This is a genomic window from Bacillus sp. FSL K6-1006 (assembly GCF_038593175.1).
GTDB classification, from domain to species: domain Bacteria; phylum Bacillota; class Bacilli; order Bacillales; family Bacillaceae; genus Bacillus; species Bacillus safensis.
In genome coordinates this window covers 1384956-1406001 of sequence record NZ_CP151970.1, presented here as the reverse complement: position 1 = coordinate 1406001, position 21046 = coordinate 1384956, and the positions used below count along the sequence as shown (strand labels likewise).

General features: G+C 40.5%; 27 protein-coding genes. 3 read left to right on the top strand and 24 right to left on the bottom strand.

Annotated features, from left to right (window positions below; translation table 11 throughout):
- The 6 genes from pfkB to NSS65_RS07235 form a co-directional block, all read right to left on the bottom strand.
- Nucleotides 1-912 (bottom strand): 1-phosphofructokinase, encoded by a 912-nt coding sequence (gene pfkB, locus NSS65_RS07260; protein ID WP_034281616.1) that lies wholly within the window; start codon nucleotides 910-912, stop codon nucleotides 1-3.
- A complete protein-coding gene (locus NSS65_RS07255) occupies nucleotides 909-1664 on the bottom strand; it encodes a DeoR/GlpR family DNA-binding transcription regulator (RefSeq protein ID WP_070325773.1) in 756 nt (251 codons plus the stop codon). The genes pfkB and NSS65_RS07255 overlap by 4 nt, the downstream gene beginning before the upstream one ends.
- 318 nt (nucleotides 1665-1982) lie before the next feature.
- On the bottom strand, nucleotides 1983-3176 hold the full coding sequence (locus NSS65_RS07250; protein WP_144496618.1) for an ABC transporter permease: 1194 nt from the start codon (nucleotides 3174-3176) through the stop codon (nucleotides 1983-1985).
- The gene (locus NSS65_RS07245) at nucleotides 3163-3864 is read right to left on the bottom strand and encodes an ABC transporter ATP-binding protein (RefSeq protein ID WP_034281612.1); all 702 of its coding nucleotides are present in this window, start codon (nucleotides 3862-3864) and stop codon (nucleotides 3163-3165) included. The genes NSS65_RS07250 and NSS65_RS07245 overlap by 14 nt, the downstream gene beginning before the upstream one ends.
- Complete coding sequence (locus NSS65_RS07240) at nucleotides 3861-4967, bottom strand: efflux RND transporter periplasmic adaptor subunit (protein ID WP_061109778.1); 1107 nt, start codon at nucleotides 4965-4967, stop codon at nucleotides 3861-3863. The genes NSS65_RS07245 and NSS65_RS07240 overlap by 4 nt, the downstream gene beginning before the upstream one ends.
- 9 nt (nucleotides 4968-4976) lie before the next feature.
- A complete protein-coding gene (locus NSS65_RS07235) occupies nucleotides 4977-5603 on the bottom strand; it encodes a YIP1 family protein (RefSeq protein ID WP_065214315.1) in 627 nt (208 codons plus the stop codon).
- A gap of 517 nt (nucleotides 5604-6120) precedes the next feature.
- Here NSS65_RS07235 and NSS65_RS07230 point away from each other — a divergent pair.
- On the top strand, nucleotides 6121-6498 hold the full coding sequence (locus NSS65_RS07230; protein WP_065214314.1) for a hypothetical protein: 378 nt from the start codon (nucleotides 6121-6123) through the stop codon (nucleotides 6496-6498).
- Between the two features lie 47 nt (nucleotides 6499-6545).
- On the opposite strand, the gene moaD is transcribed toward NSS65_RS07230, so the two are convergent.
- The 6 genes from moaD to NSS65_RS07200 are packed head-to-tail and all read right to left on the bottom strand — an operon-like array spanning nucleotide 6546 to nucleotide 10680.
- Complete coding sequence (gene moaD / locus NSS65_RS07225; RefSeq protein WP_034281607.1) at nucleotides 6546-6779, bottom strand: molybdopterin converting factor subunit 1; 234 nt, start codon at nucleotides 6777-6779, stop codon at nucleotides 6546-6548.
- Entirely contained in the window at nucleotides 6772-7263 is a 492-nt protein-coding gene (locus NSS65_RS07220; protein WP_034281605.1) for a molybdenum cofactor biosynthesis protein MoaE, read from the bottom strand. The genes moaD and NSS65_RS07220 overlap by 8 nt, the downstream gene beginning before the upstream one ends.
- Entirely contained in the window at nucleotides 7260-7784 is a 525-nt protein-coding gene (gene mobB, locus NSS65_RS07215) for a molybdopterin-guanine dinucleotide biosynthesis protein B (RefSeq protein ID WP_065214461.1), read from the bottom strand. Before mobB ends, NSS65_RS07220 begins: the two co-directional genes overlap by 4 nt.
- Nucleotides 7766-9043 carry a gephyrin-like molybdotransferase Glp gene (gene glp, locus NSS65_RS07210; RefSeq protein ID WP_065214313.1) on the bottom strand — a complete coding sequence of 426 codons (1278 nt, stop codon included), beginning with the start codon at nucleotides 9041-9043 and terminating at the stop codon, nucleotides 7766-7768. The genes mobB and glp overlap by 19 nt, the downstream gene beginning before the upstream one ends.
- A 9-nt stretch (nucleotides 9044-9052) precedes the next feature.
- Complete coding sequence (locus NSS65_RS07205; RefSeq protein ID WP_061109774.1) at nucleotides 9053-10069, bottom strand: thiazole biosynthesis adenylyltransferase ThiF; 1017 nt, start codon at nucleotides 10067-10069, stop codon at nucleotides 9053-9055.
- A 29-nt stretch (nucleotides 10070-10098) separates the two neighbouring features.
- A complete protein-coding gene (locus NSS65_RS07200) occupies nucleotides 10099-10680 on the bottom strand; it encodes a molybdenum cofactor guanylyltransferase (protein WP_065214312.1) in 582 nt (193 codons plus the stop codon).
- An 85-nt stretch (nucleotides 10681-10765) separates the two neighbouring features.
- On the opposite strand from NSS65_RS07200, the gene NSS65_RS07195 reads away from it, so the two are divergent.
- Nucleotides 10766-11683, top strand: coding sequence for a sigmaE regulated sporulation protein (locus tag NSS65_RS07195; protein ID WP_065214311.1), 918 nt, complete (start codon nucleotides 10766-10768; stop codon nucleotides 11681-11683).
- Between the two features lie 47 nt (nucleotides 11684-11730).
- Here the strand turns inward: NSS65_RS07195 and rok are convergent, their stop codons facing one another.
- From rok to ahpA, 3 genes are all read right to left on the bottom strand, one after another.
- A complete protein-coding gene (rok, locus tag NSS65_RS07190; protein WP_024426871.1) occupies nucleotides 11731-12303 on the bottom strand; it encodes a transcriptional regulator Rok in 573 nt (190 codons plus the stop codon).
- Nucleotides 12304-12784: 481 nt separating this feature from the next.
- Nucleotides 12785-13243 (bottom strand): TlpA disulfide reductase family protein, encoded by a 459-nt coding sequence (locus NSS65_RS07185; RefSeq protein WP_024424727.1) that lies wholly within the window; start codon nucleotides 13241-13243, stop codon nucleotides 12785-12787.
- A gap of 82 nt (nucleotides 13244-13325) precedes the next feature.
- Nucleotides 13326-13868 carry a biofilm-specific peroxidase AhpA gene (gene ahpA / locus NSS65_RS07180; protein WP_003211758.1) on the bottom strand — a complete coding sequence of 181 codons (543 nt, stop codon included), beginning with the start codon at nucleotides 13866-13868 and terminating at the stop codon, nucleotides 13326-13328.
- A gap of 271 nt (nucleotides 13869-14139) precedes the next feature.
- Here ahpA and NSS65_RS07175 point away from each other — a divergent pair, with 271 nt between their 5' ends.
- Nucleotides 14140-14949 (top strand): mechanosensitive ion channel family protein, encoded by an 810-nt coding sequence (locus NSS65_RS07175; RefSeq protein WP_024424726.1) that lies wholly within the window; start codon nucleotides 14140-14142, stop codon nucleotides 14947-14949.
- 22 nt (nucleotides 14950-14971) lie between these two features.
- Here NSS65_RS07175 and NSS65_RS07170 read toward each other — a convergent pair whose 3' ends face one another.
- The 9 genes from NSS65_RS07170 to abbA all read right to left on the bottom strand — a co-directional run bounded on the left by NSS65_RS07170 (nucleotide 14972) and on the right by abbA (nucleotide 21014).
- On the bottom strand, nucleotides 14972-15214 hold the full coding sequence (locus tag NSS65_RS07170) for a YkuS family protein (protein ID WP_284383965.1): 243 nt from the start codon (nucleotides 15212-15214) through the stop codon (nucleotides 14972-14974).
- Nucleotides 15215-15264: 50 nt separating this feature from the next.
- Entirely contained in the window at nucleotides 15265-16395 is a 1131-nt protein-coding gene (locus NSS65_RS07165; protein ID WP_284382991.1) for an N-acetyldiaminopimelate deacetylase, read from the bottom strand.
- An 81-nt stretch (nucleotides 16396-16476) separates the two neighbouring features.
- A complete protein-coding gene (dapD, locus tag NSS65_RS07160; RefSeq protein ID WP_008347987.1) occupies nucleotides 16477-17187 on the bottom strand; it encodes a 2,3,4,5-tetrahydropyridine-2,6-dicarboxylate N-acetyltransferase in 711 nt (236 codons plus the stop codon).
- 109 nt (nucleotides 17188-17296) lie between these two features.
- Nucleotides 17297-17755 (bottom strand): flavodoxin, encoded by a 459-nt coding sequence (locus NSS65_RS07155; protein ID WP_080701188.1) that lies wholly within the window; start codon nucleotides 17753-17755, stop codon nucleotides 17297-17299.
- Between the two features lie 16 nt (nucleotides 17756-17771).
- Nucleotides 17772-18665 carry an exo-alpha-sialidase gene (locus NSS65_RS07150; protein WP_144496617.1) on the bottom strand — a complete coding sequence of 298 codons (894 nt, stop codon included), beginning with the start codon at nucleotides 18663-18665 and terminating at the stop codon, nucleotides 17772-17774.
- Nucleotides 18655-19131: a flavodoxin gene (locus tag NSS65_RS07145; protein ID WP_024426866.1), complete on the bottom strand. Its 477-nt coding sequence runs from the start codon at nucleotides 19129-19131 to the stop codon at nucleotides 18655-18657. The genes NSS65_RS07150 and NSS65_RS07145 overlap by 11 nt, the downstream gene beginning before the upstream one ends.
- 123 nt (nucleotides 19132-19254) lie before the next feature.
- The gene (locus tag NSS65_RS07140; RefSeq protein ID WP_120207134.1) at nucleotides 19255-20136 is read right to left on the bottom strand and encodes a LysR family transcriptional regulator; all 882 of its coding nucleotides are present in this window, start codon (nucleotides 20134-20136) and stop codon (nucleotides 19255-19257) included.
- Nucleotides 20137-20232: 96 nt separating this feature from the next.
- Nucleotides 20233-20676, bottom strand: a complete 444-nt coding sequence (cbpB, locus tag NSS65_RS07135) for a cyclic-di-AMP-binding protein CbpB (protein WP_034281593.1) — start codon at nucleotides 20674-20676, stop codon at nucleotides 20233-20235.
- A 146-nt stretch (nucleotides 20677-20822) separates the two neighbouring features.
- Entirely contained in the window at nucleotides 20823-21014 is a 192-nt protein-coding gene (gene abbA, locus NSS65_RS07130; RefSeq protein WP_003210802.1) for an antirepressor AbbA, read from the bottom strand.
- Nucleotides 21015-21046: the final 32 nt, after the last annotated feature.

Sequence of the window (21046 nt, the reverse complement as noted above, 5' to 3'; positions counted from 1 at the left end):
TTAAATGCGTGTGACTTTTACTTGTGGTAATAGTGTGTCAACAAGCTCTTTTGTGCCAAGCTCCTCAGAAAAGGCTGTAGCGCTTCCTGAAGTAACACCAAGCTTAAATGAATCTTCAATTGAAAGGCCTTTTGAAACGCCGGCTAAAAACCCTGCAACGACTGAATCTCCTGCTCCAACTGAATTAACGAGCGTTCCCTTTGGAACATTGGACTGATAGATTCCTTCTTTACTGAATAAAAGGGCGCCATCTCCAGCCATGGAGACGATGACATGTTCAGCACCTTGTTCTAACAGCTTTTTCCCATAAGGAATTGCTTCTTCTGCTGATGAAATACTCGTCTCAAACATTTCACCCAGTTCATGATGATTTGGCTTCATTAAGAATGGTTTCATGTCAGCTGCTTTTTTTAACGCTTCGCCAGAAATATCAAGAACAACTCTTACACCTTGCTCTTTGCAAACTTCAGCAATACGCTCATATGTGTTATGAGGTAATGAAGAAGGAATGCTGCCAGCTAAAACCACGACATCTCCTTCAGTTAATGAAGAAAATTGAGATAGAAATGACTCAAATTGCGCTTCAGTAATTGATGGGCCGAGTCCGTTGATTTCTGTCTCTTCACCTGTTTTTAGTTTCACATTAATTCTTGTATCTTCTGACACCTCGTGAAAGGCTGTTTGTAATTGTTCGTTCTGTAAAAAATCTTGAATATATTTGCCTGTAAATCCACCAATGAATCCAAGTGCTTTTGATTCAACACCGTGACGTTTTAATAGCCTTGAGACATTAATTCCTTTACCACCTGGATATTTTTGATCATAGGTTGAACGATTTAAACCGCCGACTGCAAAATCCTCCACGTGTACAATGTAATCAACTGATGGGTTTAAAGTAACTGTATAAATCATGTTTTCACTACCTTTATAACCGTTTTTTCATGGTAATTATCGAATGAATCCTCTTTTGCGTCGTTTGTGATAATGGTGGCTTCCTGTAAACTAGCAAAGGTTGAAAACGATATTTCGCCAAACTTCGAGGCATCTGATAAGATATAGGTTTTTTTCGCCTGTTTCATGGCTCTTTTTTTCATGAGCGCTTCTTCTGGATCAGGTGTTGTAAAACCCGCCTCGGGATGAATCCCGTTTGTCCCAATAAAGCTTTTGTCAAAACGATAATCTTCCATCGCTGTCAAAGCTGCGGCTCCCACCATGGCTCCTGTTCGATGTTTCACTGATCCGCCTATCAAGTAAAAGGAAATACCTTTTCTCATAAGTGCTTCAATGTGCATCACACCGTTTGTCACCACGACAATATCTTGATCTGGATCGATATATTCAATCATTTGCTGTGTGGTTGTACCAGCATCTAAATAAATACAGTCGCCTTGTTTTAAAAGAGATGCCGCTGCCTCTGCAACCAATGACTTTTCTTGAAGGTTTTTGGCAGATTTCTCAAATACATCTGGTTCAAGGCGAATACTCGAAACCTTGGCCGCTCCTCCATGAACCCTTTTCAGAAATCCTTTTTCTTCAAGGGCTGATAAATCTCTTCTAATTGTAGATTCAGACGCATCCGTCATCATCGTTAAGTCCTGTATTTTAATGACATCATTTTCTTCTAAGCTGTCGATAATGAGTTGATGTCTTTCCGGTGTTAACATGAGAACACCCCTTTTGAAAACGTATTCATTTTGCGCGCACCTTTATTGTAATCACTTTTTTCAACATTATCAATACAAAACAATCAAATACATTCAATAACTATCAAAATCTTTCACCATGGTCATCTTACCTTTATATGTACCATTTGTAAACTGAAAAATATGTGACATTAAGATGAAAGTCATGATATTAGCATTTCTATCATTTTTTATTTCATTCAATGGAACTAAAAAAAGCTTTTATGCGATTTGCATAAAAGCTTTTGATGGGTAATGAAGGCGAATGTAAACCGTTTGTATGCTTTTTTCTTCTCCGAATTATTCATACCTGAGCGATTCAATAGGGTCTAGCCTCGCTGCTTTATTCGCAGGAATTAACCCAAAAACAATACCAATGAGCATACTAAACAGTACGCCTCCACAAACCACTTGCCAAGATACGAGAGACGGCCAGCCGGCAAATAGTGATACTAGCGAAGCACCGCCTAAACCAAGTGCAATTCCCATCAGCCCGCCGATGAGTGTTAAAACGACAGACTCAATTAAAAACTGAACGAGAATTTGCGCCCTTGTTGCGCCCATCGCCTTTCGAATACCGATTTCTCTTGTCCTCTCTGTCACAGAAACGAGCATAATATTCATCACACCGATGCCGCCGACAAGTAAAGAGATTCCGGCTATTGAGCCAATGATCGTTGTCATAACGGACGTTATTTGACCGATCCCTTCTGCGATTTCTTCCATATTGATCATTTCGTAAGCATCTTCTGTATGATGATTTTCATTTAATATGGCAGCCGCGCTCTTTCCTACTTCCTTCATTTGATCCGCATGTGCGACTTGAATAGACAACTTATCATATTCATTCATACCAAATGTGGAGGTGAGCATCGTAAATGGGACATATATTTCATTCATATCAAATGAAAACATCCCTTTCTGTTTTGCTAACACACCGATGACTTCAACTGGCTGTCCATTCATCCAAATCAGTTCACCTAATGCCTTTTGTCCATTGAATAGTTCTTTTTGTAAGCCATCCGAGATGAGGGCAGCTCTTCTGCCGCTTCTAAAGTCAATATCTCTTAAATTCTGTCCTTCTGCGATTTGTAATGAATGTACATCCGTATACCCCTCATTTATGCCGTTAACTGTCGCATCAACTGTCGTATCTTGAAATCTCAGCTGCATTCCTTGTGCAGTCGAGGAGGCGACCTGCTTCACCCCATTGATTGTCCTAATGCTTTTTATGTCTTCCTCAGTAAATGAGGCTTCGAATAAAGCATTTGGATTTGCATTTAACTCTTCGTCAGAAGGCGTATATGTCATATCAATGGTATTGTTTGGACCTGAAATCGATCCTTTTAACATTTGCTCACCGCCTTGACCGATCGCCACGACTGCAATGACTGATCCAACACCAATAATAATCCCAAGCATCGTTAAAATAGAACGTAATTTATGAGCTAAAACCGAATTCAGCGCTATTTTGATATTTTCAAAGAGTTTCATTCATAGCGTCCCCTTGCATCCATCTATCTTCAACAAGCCGTCCATCTCTCACAACGACCGTACGGTTTGTATACGCAGCTATTTCTTCTTCATGGGTGACAAGCACAATCGTTGTCCCTTCCTCATTCAGCTGTGTAAACTGTTCCATAATTGACATGCTTGTTTTTGAGTCGAGAGCACCAGTCGGTTCGTCTGCCAAAATAAGCTGAGGCTTATTGACAATCGCTCGTGCAATTGCCACCCTTTGCTTTTGTCCTCCTGACAACTCACTTGGCATATGTTTCATTCGATCTGCCAAACCAACCTTTTCAAGTGCCAATTCCGCACGTTCTTTTCTTTCCTTTTGGCTGATCCCAGCGTAAATCATCGGAAGTTCAACATTGCGTCTCGCATTTAACCTTGGCAGGAGGTGAAATTGCTGAAAAACAAATCCAATGGATTGATTTCGAATGACCGCGAGCTCTTGATCCTTTGCTGCTGACAGCTCTGTACCTTGAAAATGATATTGTCCCGTCGTCGGGCGGTCTAAACAGCCAATAATATTCATTAACGTTGACTTTCCAGAGCCTGACGGGCCCATAATGGACATATACTCACCTTTTTCAATGACAAGATTCATGTCACTTAATACATCAAATGTTTCGTGTGCGACCTCATAGCTTTTTGTTACGTTGGAAAGCTGAATCATTCAGCATTCACTTCCATTCCGTCATACATGTCATCTGTTGGATGAGCAATGATTTGGTCCTCTGCCTTGACACCTTTTGTCACTTCAAGATCATGACCTGACGTTTCCCCTATGACCACTTTTACTTTTTTCAGTACATTTTCTCGAACAACATAAACGTATTGTCCATCAGTCTCTTTTTTTACTGCTGTTTCAGGAATTGTTTGCGCTTGGCGCTTATCTGTTTCAATTTCCATGATCATTTTAAAACCAGGCTTCGCCTCAGGTTTCTTCCCCTTTATTTCAACTTCAACAGGATATTGAACCGTTTGATCGCTCGAAGTTGTTTCGGCCGCAGTCTGGACAGGAACAGCACCTACTTTTTTCACGACTCCTTGCCAGCTCTTCCCGCGAATGACATCAGACGTTACCTTCACTTTTTGTTTCTTTTTGATTTTGATGGCATCATACTCTGAGATCAAACCCCGCACGATCATTTTTTTCTCATTACCAATATGGATGATCGGCTGCCTATCTTCCGGCCCCCCTGCTCCGGCCTCTTGCTCAATGGAAATCACTGTTCCATCAATTTTACTATGTACGGTTAAATCTTCTATTTGCGCCTTTACTTTTTCTTGGCTGATCTCTGCTTGCTTTTGTTCTAATTCAGCCGCTTTCAGTTCTAATTGAAGCTGATCTCGCTCGCTTTTGGCATTAGCGTCAGAACCGCCTGCTTTTTTCTCATCTAATTCACTCAACCTATTTTGCAATTGTTCCAATTTTAATGTACTTGACTCAGCGGCTAATGCTTGCTGCTGCTCCTCAAGCTCCAGTTCCTTGTTTTCATATGTAAGAAGCGGCGTTCCAGCCTTTACCTTTTCCCCTTCTTTCACAGCAATTCCCTTCAATTTCCCCTTTTCCTCTTCTTCATAGATGAACTGCTCTTCAGAGAATGAAAGTGTCCCGGGTGTCATCACCGTAGATGTGATTTCTTTCGGCGTGAGTTTGACTGTTTTAATCGCTGCTGTAGAAACAGGCTTTGCTTGGTTTTTCGCAATATTAAATCCAATAAATAGTCCAATCACAATAATTAAAATAGATCCGATGATGATTTTCTTTCTCATAAAAACATTCTACCCCCAGCTTACTGATATGTTAATTGCTGTTCCTACATATTGAAAAATTAACGATAAGATATAAAAGACGCCTATAATCACCCAAGAAATTTTCGGTGATATACGCCCAACTTGGATGAATAAAAAGCCTGTTAAAACAAGATTCCAAATCACAAATAAATCGATATTGGCTAACACCGCCTGCCATGGACCAGAAATTCGAATGAGTGCGTTTAACGAAGTAACCGTGACATCTTTTGGAACATGAAAAAGGATTACTGCCAAATGAGAAATAATCGTCCCAATGATCGTAACGGGTGTAATGAACAGAACCGCTGAAAACAGCTGCCGAAATGATGCATCACCTTTCGCTAAAAATACGATGAACTTATATATAGCAGCATTGATGACAATCCCAAATACCAGACCAATGAGCGTCACCACATAAACAACAGGTACCGGCAAACTTAAATCTGCCCACATTCCCTTATTTACGAGCTCAGACAAATAAGTCACAACAACTGTTAAAATAAGCACACAAGATAAAGGCCACCAAACAACTGGATGTTCCCATACTCTTTTCAGGTGCTCTGATGGTCTTGTGCTCACTCCAATGATCGTAGGTTTTTGCATGTTTTCTTTCACCAAATGTCATCCTCTCTATGTCAAGCAAATATGCAAACGCACAATGACGCTCTTTTTCTTTCTATTTTATCAAAAGATTGCCAATAAGTGATCGATCATTTGATTTTCTTATTTTCGTTGAGAAAAAATTTTATCTATTATTCTATTTTCACGAATGAAACCCTTCAAATGACCCCATGATCCGACCATATTCATATCAAGAATCGTGCTTTTACTGACTTAAAAACATTTTATTAAGTAAACAATATGTCTTTCGGAATAAATATCCTTTTCTTTTGGATTCGCATGGTCTTAGATAGACACAACAATTTTTTGTTAAAATAATCCTAGTAATTTGGACAAATCCCGGCTTTATAGGACTATGATTGGTTTCTTTTACAGAACAAATAAGTCTTTAGTATCAATACTTTCATATTAAAAAATTAAAAATAAAGGGATTTTACTTGATCAAAAGTTATTTTTTCATATAATGTAAAATAGAGGTAGGTTAAATGATAGTGGAAATGGAGTCAAGTGAATGTTAAGAGAAAAATTGAAAATGCAATTGATTTTACTGTATGAAAAGGAACAAGAAGCATGGCAATACTTTCGAAAGGAAAGAGAATCGATTTATCATGAGCTCAAATTACTTGATATGAAAGAAAGCAGACCTTCTAACGACAAAATATACTACGCTGCAAGATGTGTAGATATTATTAAAGAGAAAAAGGGAAGCATTGTGAGCACAAAAGAATTAAAGGAACAGCTTCAAGCCCAAACAGATTTCAATGTGAGACGAATCAGCGAATTGTATGATCTCATTCAGCAGCTCGATCCTCACATTTCTAAAGCAAGAAGGGGATGTTTTATTTACGAAGATTACACCCAAGTACCTCTACAAACTTTTCACACATAAAAAATTGGTTACAGCCGGGCGGCCATAACCAAATCCTCTAATATCTATTATCCACCACTTACAGGAGGAATGAGTGCAACAGTGTCCCCGCTACGCACTTCAGCATTTTCCCTCGTATATATTTCGTTGACTGCAACCATTACATTTTGTGCAGCATCAACACCATATACCTCCTGTAATTCTATTTTAATCTCATCAACCGTTGTTTGTTCTTTTTGAATGATGATTTGTTGTTTCCCGGCCTTCTCAGCAAGGCCGGCGAACAATAACACATTAATCATGCTGATCACCTTCTTTCTCTGCAAGTTGAAGATGGCTAGGTTTACCTTCTGGATATGAAACCGTTTCAAGCTGATTACCTATCCAGGCCTCTCCATCTTCCCAATATTCTTTTTTCCAAATAGGAACGATTTCCTTGATTCGTTCAATAGCATATTCATTGGCTTCGTAGGCAGCCTTCCTATGAGGAGAAGAAACGGCGATCGCAACAGCAATATCGGTTATCTCAAGTGTTCCAATCCGGTGCACAATCGCTGCTTCAGTGTCAGGCCACCGATTCTTCATTTCTTGTCCAATCTGCCTTAGCATACTTTCCGCCATTGGTATGTATGCTTCGTACGTTAAACGCAATGTTTTCTTGCCGTTTGTCCATTCTCTGACCGTCCCGATAAACGTTGTAATCGCTCCTGCCTTTCGTCTTGTCACATGCTGAATCAATTCGTTAACCTCAATCGGCGTTTTTGTTATTTTAAAAAGTTCGCTCAAAACGTGCCGCCTCCCTTCAATAAGTGAAAAGCAAATGTCATCCCGCGCTTATCAAAAGCTGAAAACACAGGAAACGGGTAATTTTCGGTTAATGGATCCTCTTGAGAAAAATAAATAGCTGCCTGTATATTAGAAAGAGTTGAAAGGTCAATAAGCTCCTCTTCATTCTTTACACAAACGATTTTGCGATAAGGCGCCTGTTTGTACCCCTCTATGAGAACAGCGTCTAACGGAAGATGCTGACACATGCTGAGCAGCTGCTCTAACGTGATGTGCTGCATCGAAAAGTGAAATTCACCTTCTCCTTCAACACCTGCGGCATATGCCCCTGCTTGTACATATCGATCGGTATCTTTTTCTTTGAAAAGACGATCTGGTGTCCCGCCATGTCCATGGTGTTTAAAGCAGCCTAGCTTCAGCCCTTCACGTTCAGCCAGCTGACAGAGCTTTTCGATCAAGGTAGTCTTGCCGCTATTTTGATAACCGACCACCTGTAATATGCTTAATTTGTCATCCAGCACGAGGAACCACCGCCTTTGTGCTGAAACAGCAGAACAGCAACTTGATCACCTGCTTGAAAACCTCTTGTTCCCCCAGGCAGCACGATGAAACAATTAGCCTCTGCAATAGAGGTCACTGCACTTGATTTATCAAGACCTGTCGGAGTCACACTGATGTGACTGCCAGTGAATTGAAGGGCCGCCCTGACAAAACGAGTAAACGGATTGGCTTTTGGAAAATCATGTGTGAGTTTCGCCTCAGCAAAAGCGGGAAATGGATTTTCTTTCATAGACCATTTATAGATGATCGGCTTCACAAATAATTCAAAGCCCACAAAACAGGCAGCAGGATTTCCTGACAGCCCAAACAGCAATTGACCATTTGGCATTGCAGCCACAGTCGTCACACTTCCAGGTCTCATGGCTACTTTATTAAACAGCACCTTGGCTCCCAGTTTTTCATAAATGGCAGGCAGAAAGTCAAAATCGCCCACTGACACACCGCCTGTTGTGATCAGAATGTCTACCTTGCTCATGGCTGCTTTTACTGCATGATAACTTTTGTCAAAGTCATCGGAGACTCCGCCTAAATCAAGCGGCTCAGCTCCGGCCTCAAGTACTTGCGCATAGACCATACTAAGATTACTATTTCTAATCTTGCCGTCCACCATGGCATCACTTACTTGAAGAAGCTCTGTGCCTGTTGAGATAATGCCAATCACCGGTTTTTTGACAACTGGCACTACCGCATATCCGAATGTCGCCAATAGAGCCGTGACGCCAGGAGTGACATCTGTTCCTTTTTTGACCATCACGTTTCCTTTGAGTACCTCTTCTCCTTGACGAGAAATATTGTCTCCCTTTTTCAGCGGTCTTTTCAGTGACATGAATGATTTGCCGCCTTTTTCAAAAGTCTTCGTCAGTTCAATCATGATAACGACATTTGCGCCATTTGGAATTTTTGCTCCTGTCATAATACGAATGGCCTGAAAGGGACCGATGGTTTTTGCTGAGACCATTCCTGCACCAATATGATCAATGACTTCGAATTCAACTGGATGCTCGCTTGATGCTTCTTTTGTATCTTCTGCCCGAAGTGCAAAGCCATCATACGGAGAACGATCAAATGCCGGAACATCATGGTCTGCCAAAATATCTTCTGCAATAAACCGTCCAAGGCTGTCCTTTAAAGGGACCCATTCTATTTCTCCATGTTTTTCGTATTGGTGGACTTTCTTTATGGCCTCTTCTACTTGTATTGGCTGCCGTCTTTCCATCACACTTCACTCCTATATCCCTAGCAATCTTGCTAGTAATGAATTGGCTTCTTTTTCATCATTTGTTCCATGGATTAATGCACGTCCCCCTTTGAAACAGACCATTCGGTAGTTTTCGTAGCGTACATGGATTAAGAAGTCGTTTACTTCCACCTCACATATAGATGAGAGCCGCTCTTTTATATGCTGAAATGATAGTTTTGCTAAATCCTTTGATACAATTTGAACGGTGTCACGTCCGCAAAGCACCGTGGATTTTTTACGCTGGTCATGTAAATAAGGATAGGTTCTTGCCGTGCCGCAAGTTGGACAGTCTTTCTGCTTCGTGCGAGATAAATCCATTTTAAAGGATGTAGACTGCCAAAGATCAAACGTGACAAATTTCCGCTCGATTTGCTCTTCATGACCTGTTAAATATTTGAGTGCCTCTGTTTGCTGATAAGCAGAAACCATTTGAACGGCAGGTGAAATAATCCCCGCTGTATCGCACGTCAAGCCGCCAACAGGCATTGCCGTGAACACACATGATAAACATGGCGTTTTATCCGGCAATATGGCCATATACATCCCCTGACTGCTCACACAAGCGCCATATATCCACGGCGTCTTTGTTTCTAGTGATAAATCATTCATGACCATTCTTGTCTCAAAATTATCTGTTGCATCAATGACGATATCTGCTCTCTGGAATAACGGCCTTAACAGCTCCGCCCCTGCATCTTCAATCAGGGCGTGTATGGTCACTTCATGATTGATCTGCTCGAGACGTTTTTTTGCCGCAGCTGCTTTTGGCATATGCGCCTTTGCATCATGTTCCGTGTACAGCTGCTGCCGCTGTAAATTTGAAAATTCCACATAATCACGATCGACAATCGTAAGCGTACCGATGCCAGACCGAACAAGCCCTTCCGCAGAGGCGGTACCAAGAGCACCGGCTCCAACGATCAGAACATGACTTTCAGCCAGCGCATGCTGTCCTTTTTCCCCCACCGGAGGGAACAAGATTTGTCTTGAATATCGGTCATTCAATGCTGCTCTCTCCTCACCGTTTTTATGTATCATATCATACCGTTTTCAGGTAAATCGCTTCTTTTATTGATATTACGAAATTCGTTTGATGTCACGTTCAGTTCTTCCTCTGAAACGATGCGCACTTGAAGCTTTTGAAGCAAGTCTTTAATGGCTAATTGATTCTCTTTTAAACACGCGCGAATAAACGGCAGAGAGCGGCGGTGATAAAGCGCAAACAAAGGCTGTAATCTGCCCTCAACAAGCGGAATGATGGCGTCTGTGTGCTCGCTACAATAGGACGATAATACTTTCGCCGTTTCCTTCCGGATGAAAGGCATGTCACATGCCGTTACTAAATACCATTCTGCCTTTTGCTTTTGCATCGCCGTATATATGCCGGCAAGCGGTCCGCATCCGCGCACCTCTTCTTCATCTAACCACACACTTTGTTCACCTCTTGCTTTGAAAAAAGGAAGAAGCGACGGATGGCTGATGATAACCGTCTGCCCTCCTAAAAGCTGCTCTTTCACATGCTCAAATAATGGTTTCCCTTGATACATATGACTTGCCTTTGGCTCTCCAAAGCGTCTGGAAGCGCCTCCAGCTAAAATTACATTCACTACGTGCATCCTCTAAGTCCTCCTTTGATATGGTTGTTCTAATCGCACTCCTTTCGCATACTTTATTGGTAACATGAATAAGGAGGGTCTATCGATGAACAGGCGCCATGCTTCTCCCCTATTCCATGATTTATCTCAAGAGAATTTATACTTAAAAGCTGAAACTGCCAAATATCAACAAATGATCTCTGATTTACAGTCCTCATATACGTATTCTAAAAATAAGAAGTTAACTCAAGAATATCATGAGATGAAAAAGGATTTCACGCAATTAAAACAACAATTGGATGAAATGACCAATGATCAACACGATGCTGCCTCAAAAATACAGGAACTCTCCTACAGCAAATCAGAATTATTACATAAAATGGTCCTTCTCCATGAGATGCTGCAAAAGGAAACCTATCATAGAAGAAAAGAAACAGAAGAAAAACACAGGCTGCATTTGAAAGTTGTCAAATATAAAGAAATCTCTCAACAATTAAATGAACGGATAGAGGATCAAGATAAACGACTTGCAAAAGAGGAGAAAAAAGGAAATACTTTATCCGCAGTGATTGAGAAGCTGCAGCAAACATTGGGCAATAAAAACGCAGAGCTCCATGTATTACAGGAAGGCATCAGACATCTTCAAGAGCGTTTTTATGAAACACAGGAGAAATTACTGCAAATTGAAAAAGCAAAAGAAGCGATTTTTTACGAAACGCTCACAAGCTATCAAAAACAGTTAGCAGAAAGCGAAGAATGGATCGCCTCTCATTTTGCTGATATTGACCAGTCAGCACAAACAAATGCACAGCCATTCTCACGAGACCGCATCCTGCAAACGACAGAAGAAATCGAACCGATCTTGAAGAAACTCAACGAACAAGTTCAAACACTTCAGGAACAAGTCGATGCAGTGCAGCGTAATGGAGAGGTCATGACAGTCAAAATCGACAGCTTCAAAAAACAGCGTGATCACCTGCCCAAGGAACGCAAAATTGTCTATACAGTTGATCAAAAGAAATAATTCTCAAAATAAAAAACTGCTGGCTTTTATGCCCAGCAGTTTTTTATTTATTCGTCTTCTGTTTGAATGTCGCCTTCTAAAATATACTGTCCGCGATAAGGCTTCTTCACTTCAGGGTACATTTTAATTAAGCTTTGCATAAACGTTGTCATATTTGGAATTTCAAGACCGCTCTCTTTTTCGATCTCTTTTTGAAGCTCTGAGCTTTTAATCGCTGCATTATGACGCTTTAACGTTTTAATCGCAGCTTCACGAAGCTTCGCTGCCTTAGAGCCAGGACGAGCTGTGCCTCTTCTGCGTCTTGTCGATCCTTCAGGAATACCTACAGGCGCACCGTTTAGCTGTCCTGTTCCTAAAGATGATGATTGTGGTTGTGCCGGCTGCTGGTAGCTTCTCATTTCTTGCGCAGCAAGCTCAGCTAATACAGGCAGTGAATCCGTCTTTCTCTCTGTACGTACTTCTTTTTTTGTATCTGACACTAGACCTGTTCCTTGACGGTCTAATTCTCTTAATTTTGCATAAATCGCATCTCGCTCAATTTGATATTCACGGATGACCTTTACTTCTGCCTCGTTTAATTGTTCCAATCGTAAACGTAACGCTTCCCTCTCATTAAACAATGGATTTCCCCCTCATCATATAAAAAATATTCTATAGTAAATATTAGATTAGAAAACTAATTTTATCAACTATTTTTTTATCATTTTACAGTTTGCTAACAGATAGGTATTTTCAACTAAAATTTTGCCAAAGAGGAAAAATCGGCACCCATTTCATTGCCACTATAGGCTTTTGACAAACCTTAAAATATTGTAAAAAAATTGAATAAACGCTTATACTACTTGATTTATATAGTTATTTACCTAACTGAAATTTCTTTTGTGCAAAAACGTTCTGAATAGTAAAAAGTTAAAATCTTTACATTTTCATTTCAAAACAAAAATGTAAATAGGTCGTTATACCTTTTTGTTTCAGGGATATTTTTTAATAAACTCCCTCATTTTCTCTTTTCTTAGGAATAACACCTACATAAAAACTCATCCGAAGCCATATGCTTCCTAATTTTGTCCATGAAAAAACCCCCATTTATGGGGGAAAAGCTTATTCTGCAGCCTTTTCAGACTCAGAAAGCACTCGATTGACACGTTTTTCAAGCATTTTCATTCCGCTTCCGCCGGCTTGGAAGTGGCGCAAAGCACCTGTTTTATCAAATACATAATATGCCGGTACATATTCGTTTTCAAAGGCTTCTGTTAAGTGATGATCACTGTCCACAAAGATTGGCTGCGTGATTTCATGCTCTTTCGCAACTTCTTTGATTTTTTCTAGATCTAGGTCATCCTCTGAACGAGGCATATGAACTGCCACAACGTTTAATTGATCCTTGTATTCATCACGGAATTGATTGACTTGAGGCATTGCCTCTTTACAAAGATGACAGCTGACTGACCAGAAATGAATCAATGTTGGTTTATCACCAATCAAATCTTCTTTTGTTACTTCTCCATTTAACCATTCTTTTGCACCAGTTAGTTCTGGCATTGGTTGACGTAATTTCATTATGAAGCGCCTCCATCCATTGTATGTGTCGAAACAAAAAGGTCTAACATCAGTTAGACCCTCCTGTTTCTTCAATTATCAATTAAAGTGTTTTTTGACCAGGTTTCCAGTTCGCTGGGCAAAGTCCACCAGTTTGTAATGCTTGAAGAACACGTAATGTCTCATCTACATCACGACCGATATTGTTGTGGAATACTGTTTGGTATTGTAGTTCGCCTTCTGGGTTAATGATGAATAAACCGCGAAGAGCAATTCCTTCTTCTTCGATTAAAACGCCGTATTCTCTAGATACTGTGTGGTTAGTATCAGCAGCTAACGGGTATTTTAATTCACCTAGACCATTATCTTTACGGTCTGTATTGATCCAAGCAAGATGCGTGTGGATTGTATCAGTAGATACACCAATGATTTCTGCATCTAAATCTTCGAACTCGTCATAACGATCGCTCATTGCTGTAATTTCAGTTGGGCAAACAAATGTGAAATCCATTGGATAGAAGAAAAGAACTGTCCATTTGTCATTCTTCATGTTTTCCTCTAAACTTACTTTACCAAATTCCTTGTTAGCAAGTACTGCTTCCATTTCAAAACGTGGAGCTTGTTTTCCTACAAAACGCTCTGCCATATGTAAATCCCTCCAAAAAATAATATCTTTATACAGTCTTCTTAGCTGTATATAAAATGAGAATCAAAACTTAAAATTCTCATTTAGTTAATAACTTCACAATTACAATTATAATACTTATGCGATTTTTAGTCAATATTAATTAATAATAAATTTAATTAACGATTTGTCACAATTCCTGCTCTACTTATCAAAAGTTTAACATGACTTGCATAAGGGAACAAATGATTAGCTTCTCTTTTAGAGCATACATAGAAAGGTTTTGAAGATTATGAGAGCATTTCAACAAGTAGATTGGGTTTCCATTATCCTCAATAGCAGTATGATTTTGCTAAAACTAGTCGCCATCTTTGCCATTTACTTTATCATCAGAGCCATAGGAAACAAGATGATTAAGCGCGCCTATTCAACATTCGCTGAAAAGCATGAGGTCTCTTTATCAAGAGCTCAGACACTGCAAAGTTTGACGTTAAATATTTTCGCCTACTTATTGATTTTTATTCTAGTTGTGATGATCCTCGACTTATTTCATTATAACCCGACCGCTTTACTGGCAGGTGCGGGCGTTGTGGGACTTGCGATCGGCTTTGGCGCTCAAGGGTTAGTGAGTGATATTGTGACTGGATTCTTTATATTATTGGAAAAACAATTTGATGTAGGAGAATATATAACGGTCGCTGGCTTCGATGGGATTGTCGAACAAATTGGCCTAAGAACCACGCAGCTTCGAAGCTTTGACGGCACCCTTCATTTCATTCCAAATCGCAGCATACTGAATGTGAGCAATCATTCAAGAGGGACGATGCAGGCACTCGTTGATATTGAGCTGTCACCGGATGAAAATGTGGATCAGATGATCACAGCCCTCCAAGCTGCCTGTGATGAGGTACGGGAGGAAACTCCTCAAATTATCGAAGGTCCTCAAGTTGTCGGCGTAGAGGCGTTCGGTTCCTCTTCCCTTGTGCTGCGCATCATAGCGAAAACTGAAACAATGGAGCAATGGCGAGTGGAACGAATCTTGCGCAAAAAAATGAAAGAAGTACTCGATATAGAAAAAGAGCAAAAAGAACCGGGATCATAATCTACCGGTTCTTTTTCTTGTTTTATTGAACACGCTGTTCTACTTCTTGGCAAATTTCATCAGCCGTCATACCTGATGCTGTAATAACAGATGCCTTTGTTGTTGTGTCTGAAATGCCAAGAACATTTGAATCTAGTCCTGTGACGACATAACAGTCACACTGATCCGTTTGCTGTTCATTTTGAATACGTACGACATCATATCCTTTTTGCTTCAATAGTTCTTCTACATCGGATAAAGATTGTTCTACACCAATTCTTGTCATAATCAAGAACACCTCCTGTTCATAAGGTGTACAGGAGGCAGCTCGATTATTCATTCCCCAGCTTGCTTTTTAAAATAAGCCGTCATGACATTCACAGCTGTTTCAATCGCGTTTTCATCAGGCTGGAGCTTTGCATGGTGCAGGCCGTATTCTGAATCGACCCCTAACCAAAACATGAAGCCGGGATATTTTTTCAGCATGTAGCCAAAATCTTCTCCTGTCATGGCTTCTCTGCATTCAATCACATTTGCTAGCCCTTCTTCGGTTACATATGACATAAATTCCTCTGTCAAATCCTTTGAATTGTCCACTTCGTAATAAGAGGAAGGGTATTGAACGGTAGCCTTGCATTCGTAGCCAATTTCAACGCCTTTTGCCAATGCTTCAATTCGCTTTCTCACCTTGTCCATAGACTCTGGGGATAGTGTGCGAATGGTACCGTCAAGCTTTGCATGCTGCGCAATAATATTTTGAGCCGTTCCACCGGTAATTGTACCGACTGTAATGACCGCACTATCAAGGGGATCGACATTACGCGAAATGACCGATTGCAGCTGACCTACAAGTGCACTTGCAGCAACAACCATATCATTTGCTAAATGAGGATATGCAGCGTGTCCGCCTTTTCCTTCAAGCTCAATCACAAGCTCACTCGTATTGGCAAATAACAAACCAGGCTTCGTAGCAATTGTTCCAACAGGATATTCAGGTGCGATATGCAGCGCTGTAATAAAGTCTGGTGTCCATTTTTTCAATACATCACTTGCAAGCATCGGTTCAGCTCCGCCTGGCCCTTCTTCTGCCGGCTGGAAGATAAATAATACGTCTTCTTTGATCGGTTCATGAACGAAATGATCAATGATACCAAGTGCAATGGTCATATGAAGGTCATGTCCACATGCATGCATCTTTCCTTCATGCACAGATTCAAATGGATACCCTGTTTCCTCAGGGATAGACAGACCGTCCATATCTGCACGATAAGCAAATACGCGCGTTGGATTTGTTCCCTTCACTTTCACAAAAAGCCCAGTTCGCCACGTTTCAATCTCAACTCGATCTTTTGAATAGGTGTTAAGGTGCTGAATGAGATACGCTTGAGTTTTAAATTCTTGAAAACCAAGCTCAGGGATTTGGTGTAAATCTCTTCGAATGGATATTAATTGCTCACGATTTAACAAGTGAACTCACTTCCTTTCTTCTATACGAATAAGACGTGGATATCTCATCCACGTCTTTGTCTTCAGCTGCGAATTATATAATTAAAGCTGACGCAGTTCTTGTTTGATTTCAGTCTTACCTTTTGTTTTCTCATCAATGTCTTTGATTTTCTTAGCAGGTGTACCTGCTACAACTGTGTAAGGCTCTACATCGTTTACAACGATCGCACCAGCAGCTACTACTGCACCTTTACCAATTGTCACACCTTCTAGAACAACAGCGTTCGCACCGATGACAACGTCATCTTCTACAACAACTGGTTTAGCAGACGGCGGCTCAATGACACCTGCAAGAACAGATCCAGCACCGATATGACAGTTCTTACCTACTGTCGCACGGCCGCCAAGCACCACGTTCATGTCAATCATCGTACCTTCGCCAATCACAGAACCGATATTAATAGAAGCACCCATCATAATGACTGCATTATCACCGATTTCAACTTGGTCACGAATGATTGCCCCTGGCTCAATACGGGCTTTAATGTTTTTCAAATCTAACATCGGAATTGCAGAGTTGCGGCGGTCATTTTCCACGACAACATCTTCAATTTTATCTTTGTTAGATGCTAGCGCTTCTTGAATTTCGCTCCACTCACCGAAAACAACTCCAGTGTTTCCTGTGATGAATGTTTTTGCATGTTCACCAAACTCAATACCTTCTAAGTCTCCTTTGATATAGACTTTGACAGGTGTTGATTTTGTACTATTTTGAATAAATGAAATAATTTCATTAGCGTCCATTTGTTTCATGTATGTATGTCCTCCTCTTAATTTATACTTCATTACTGTACCAAAGGAGTGTTTTAATGACAAGTGTTAGAGTCATCTCCGCAATGGAAAATAAAACAAGCGGGACCGATTATCCCGCTTCTTGCTGGTGAAGCTGAACAAATTGTCTGCCAAAAGAAATTAATTCGTCTTCTTCCTCCCCTTCTGGATTCAGCTCAATCTTAACTGAGGGCAGGACAATGTCACCGCCAAGCTCCTTCACTTTTTCTTCAATTAGGTCAACAGCTCCGCAAAAATGTTCGTAAGATGTATCGCCAGAACCAAATACTGCAAATGCTTTACCCGTTAAATCAAGGTCATCCATTTCTTCATATAAATCAATAAAATCATCTGGGAGATCGCCATCTCCCCATGTATACGCCCCTAACATAATGTGCGAGTAATCATTGAGCAGCTCGGCATCAATATCCATCGCTTCATGCCGATCCACGCTGGCTCCTGCTTCCGTTAACCCTTTTTCAATTAAATCTGCCATCGCTTCTGTATTTCCAGACATCGTGGCATATACCAATAAAACCTTTTCTGTCACTTTTTCTTCCTCCTTATCAATGAATCAATGCAGGCTCCTCATATGGCCTGACAAACTTACTTTCATATAAACCCGCACAGAAAAAGTTTTCGTTTTGATTGGCTACACGAAAACCATGTCCTTTGATCGTATCAAACCATTTGAGCTCTTTTTGCTCAATATCAAGCTGATACACTTTAGAAAATCCGTGTTCGTCTTGTGAGGTGGTCACATACACAATGCCATTATCCTCTGACACATCCAAAAATGATTCTTCTCTAGCAAAGGCATGTGATTGAATATCATGCAGAATATTTGTATGTAAATCTAAAATTTGAACAGATCCTTTTTTGCCTTTTTTTGAACCTAACGCACAAACAAGAAGATGTTCATGACAGAGCAGCATAGAAGCTGTCATGCGGTGCTCCTCTCTGTTTAGAAGAAAAATCTGTTCACTTTGCAAGTCATACACCCATATTCCTCCGTGAACCTCATGAATCTGTGTTCCAATATAAAGATGGTCACCTGCAGCACATAAAGAACGAATGACCGGCGGATGATTCACATGAGCAAATGGCTTCATAATTTCCCAGGAAATTCCGAAATCATTTGACACATAGATACTATGTTTTCCATGCGCACATACAAACCCATCTTTGCGTCCTGTAATAGACCAAACGACTGCATTTGTTGGGAATGAAGATAACGCCCATGTACTGCCTTCATCTCCTGATCTAATTACTGTGCCATTTTCACCAACACCGAATAAATAAGGGCCAATATAGCTGATCGCATGGATTTTATGCTTGAGCTTAAACAGCTGCTGCCATCCGCTCTCCACACTATAGTGAAAAATACCTTCACGTTTTACAGCAACAAAGTATCCACCACTTTTAGATGCTGCAACGGCTGTTGCTCCTTTATGAAACATGATTTTCAACTCGTTTCTCAGACAAAGCAGCCCACGTTAAAAAGCTCGCTGCAAATTCCTGACAGCACGCCACATCTTCATCTGTATCCGGCGCAAGCTCCATTTTTAATGTTTCAGGAAAAACGGATGCACCCGTTGATTTCAGCATGTCATGGAATGTATGGACAGCCTCGCAAAACTTCGGATAGCTGTAATCACCCGATCCAAAGACAGCTGCTTTGATGTGGCTAAGTTCAAGAGTAGAGACCTCTTCATAAAAATCCTCTGCTTCATAAGGCAAATCTCCATCACCCCATGTATAAGAACCAATGAATACGTAATCGTATGAGGAAAGGTCTTCTGCATTCGTATCATCAAATTCCATCATTTCTGTATCGATCCCTTTTCCTTCAAGTGTTTGCTTTAAGATTGCTGCCATATCTTCCGTATTTCCAGACATACTCGCAAATGCAATTAGTGCTTTCATCTATCGGTCACCTCATCTAAATGATAATCATTTTCAATTATTATATGTACACTTTAAATGATAATGATTTTCATTGTCAAATGATTTCATAAAAAAAAGTACCTCCCTATTCCAAGAAGGTACTTACACCGCATCATTTTCAAGCATTTCTTTAACCACACCGACAAAAGCTTGCACCTGTTTTAGCTGAAAAGACGCTTCATAGCCTAGCAGCCATGTGTCACGGCCGATTTGCTCTCCATTCACATCAACAAGCGGTGTTTTATAAACACTTTTTTCGTGGTCATATAAGGTAACAGAAGGCAAAATGGCGTAGCCGATGCCGTGGTAGGCCATTTGTTTACATGTTTCAATTTGGTCCACGAGAATCGTCTGCTTTGGAGACACTTTAAATTTTTGGTGCCACCAGTGCTGGATTTCCTGATAATATGTGCTGTCGCTTTTAAATTGGATAAATGGCCGCTCCGTCTTGATTAATTCATCTACGTCCTTGATCACGGAATCGACTAAATATAAATGATCTGTCATCAAGTATTCCTTTGTCCCCTTCCAATCAGGGTTGCCGCGAATGATCCCAATGTGCACATGGTCCTCATACAAGCTTTTGAGCATTTCACTGCTCCAGCCGGTCACGAGTGACACCTTGGCATTTGGGTATTTTTCGACATACCGCTTTAACACTTTCGGCAGCCAGTGCTGTCCAATAATGGATGCAACCGCAAGCTTTAGTGTACCGTGAATTTCCCCTTCGAGTTCATCGATTCGTTCTCTCACTCGATCCTGCTCAACCGTCACCTCTTTTGCAAATTGAATAATCTGTTCTCCTGCCGAAGTCACGGTGAGCCCTTTCTGAGAACGAAAAAAGATTTTGGTTCCCCATTCCTTTTCAATCGTCTGCAATCTTTGAGATAAAGCAGGCTGAGAGACAAAGAGCCGCTCTGAAGCCTTTCTCATATTCAATTCTTCACTTAGCACAACAAGCATATGTAACTCCTGAAGCTGCATGGGCGTCCCCTTTCTCTCTATAAGTTTTTCTTATTCTATATGCTCATTATATAAATTTTAACTTATGAAGGCAAAAAAAATAAGCTGGGCTGCAGCTCATTTTTTCGCGGAATGAATGACCTCATTTAAGCGCTTTAATACAACTCGTCGTGTAAATATGCCCTCAAAGACCTGCTCCTCATTTTCTACACAAACAAATCCATTATTCGTCACAGCGTGAACGCCTTTTAGTACAGGATCTGTTGTTTTAAGTCTCGGAATATCCGTCAGCATGACCTCTTCAACCTTCAACTGGTCCAGCTTCTCGAATTCGATACGTTCTAAACCGAAGATTTTATCCATAATCATATTCGTTCCAATTAACCCGTGTAAATGATAAGAAGCGTCTAATACCGGTATGGCTGTATATCCTGTTTTTGTTAGAACCAATAGGGCATGCTCAAGATTATTTCCAATTTGAACATGTGCCACCTTATCTGCATCAATCATATGCTCGGCTACTGTTGACTCAAGCAATTGAGTCGGTTCTATCTCTATCATGTTTCTTCGACCCCTTTTCTCTCAATCATCAATCATACATTCCCCTTTACCATTAAGCATAAACTAAAACGAAATTTGTCGAAAGATTTTTTCTGCATAAAAAAGATACTCAGCCCCCGAGTATCTAATAGAATGTTAAATCAATATTAATTCTCAAACCTTACTCTGTCATACAATGTGATCAATTGCTTATACGTATTGTCGTCGACATTTTTTGTCCCACATTCTATATCATTGATCTCACTGCTTAGTAATTCGACAGCATATTCCTGATTCAGCAATACGTTTAATAATAGCTTTTTCTCTTCTTCATTAAAACGATTTTCGATGACGCTCATTCAACATCAGGCCCCCTGTTTCATATATGCTT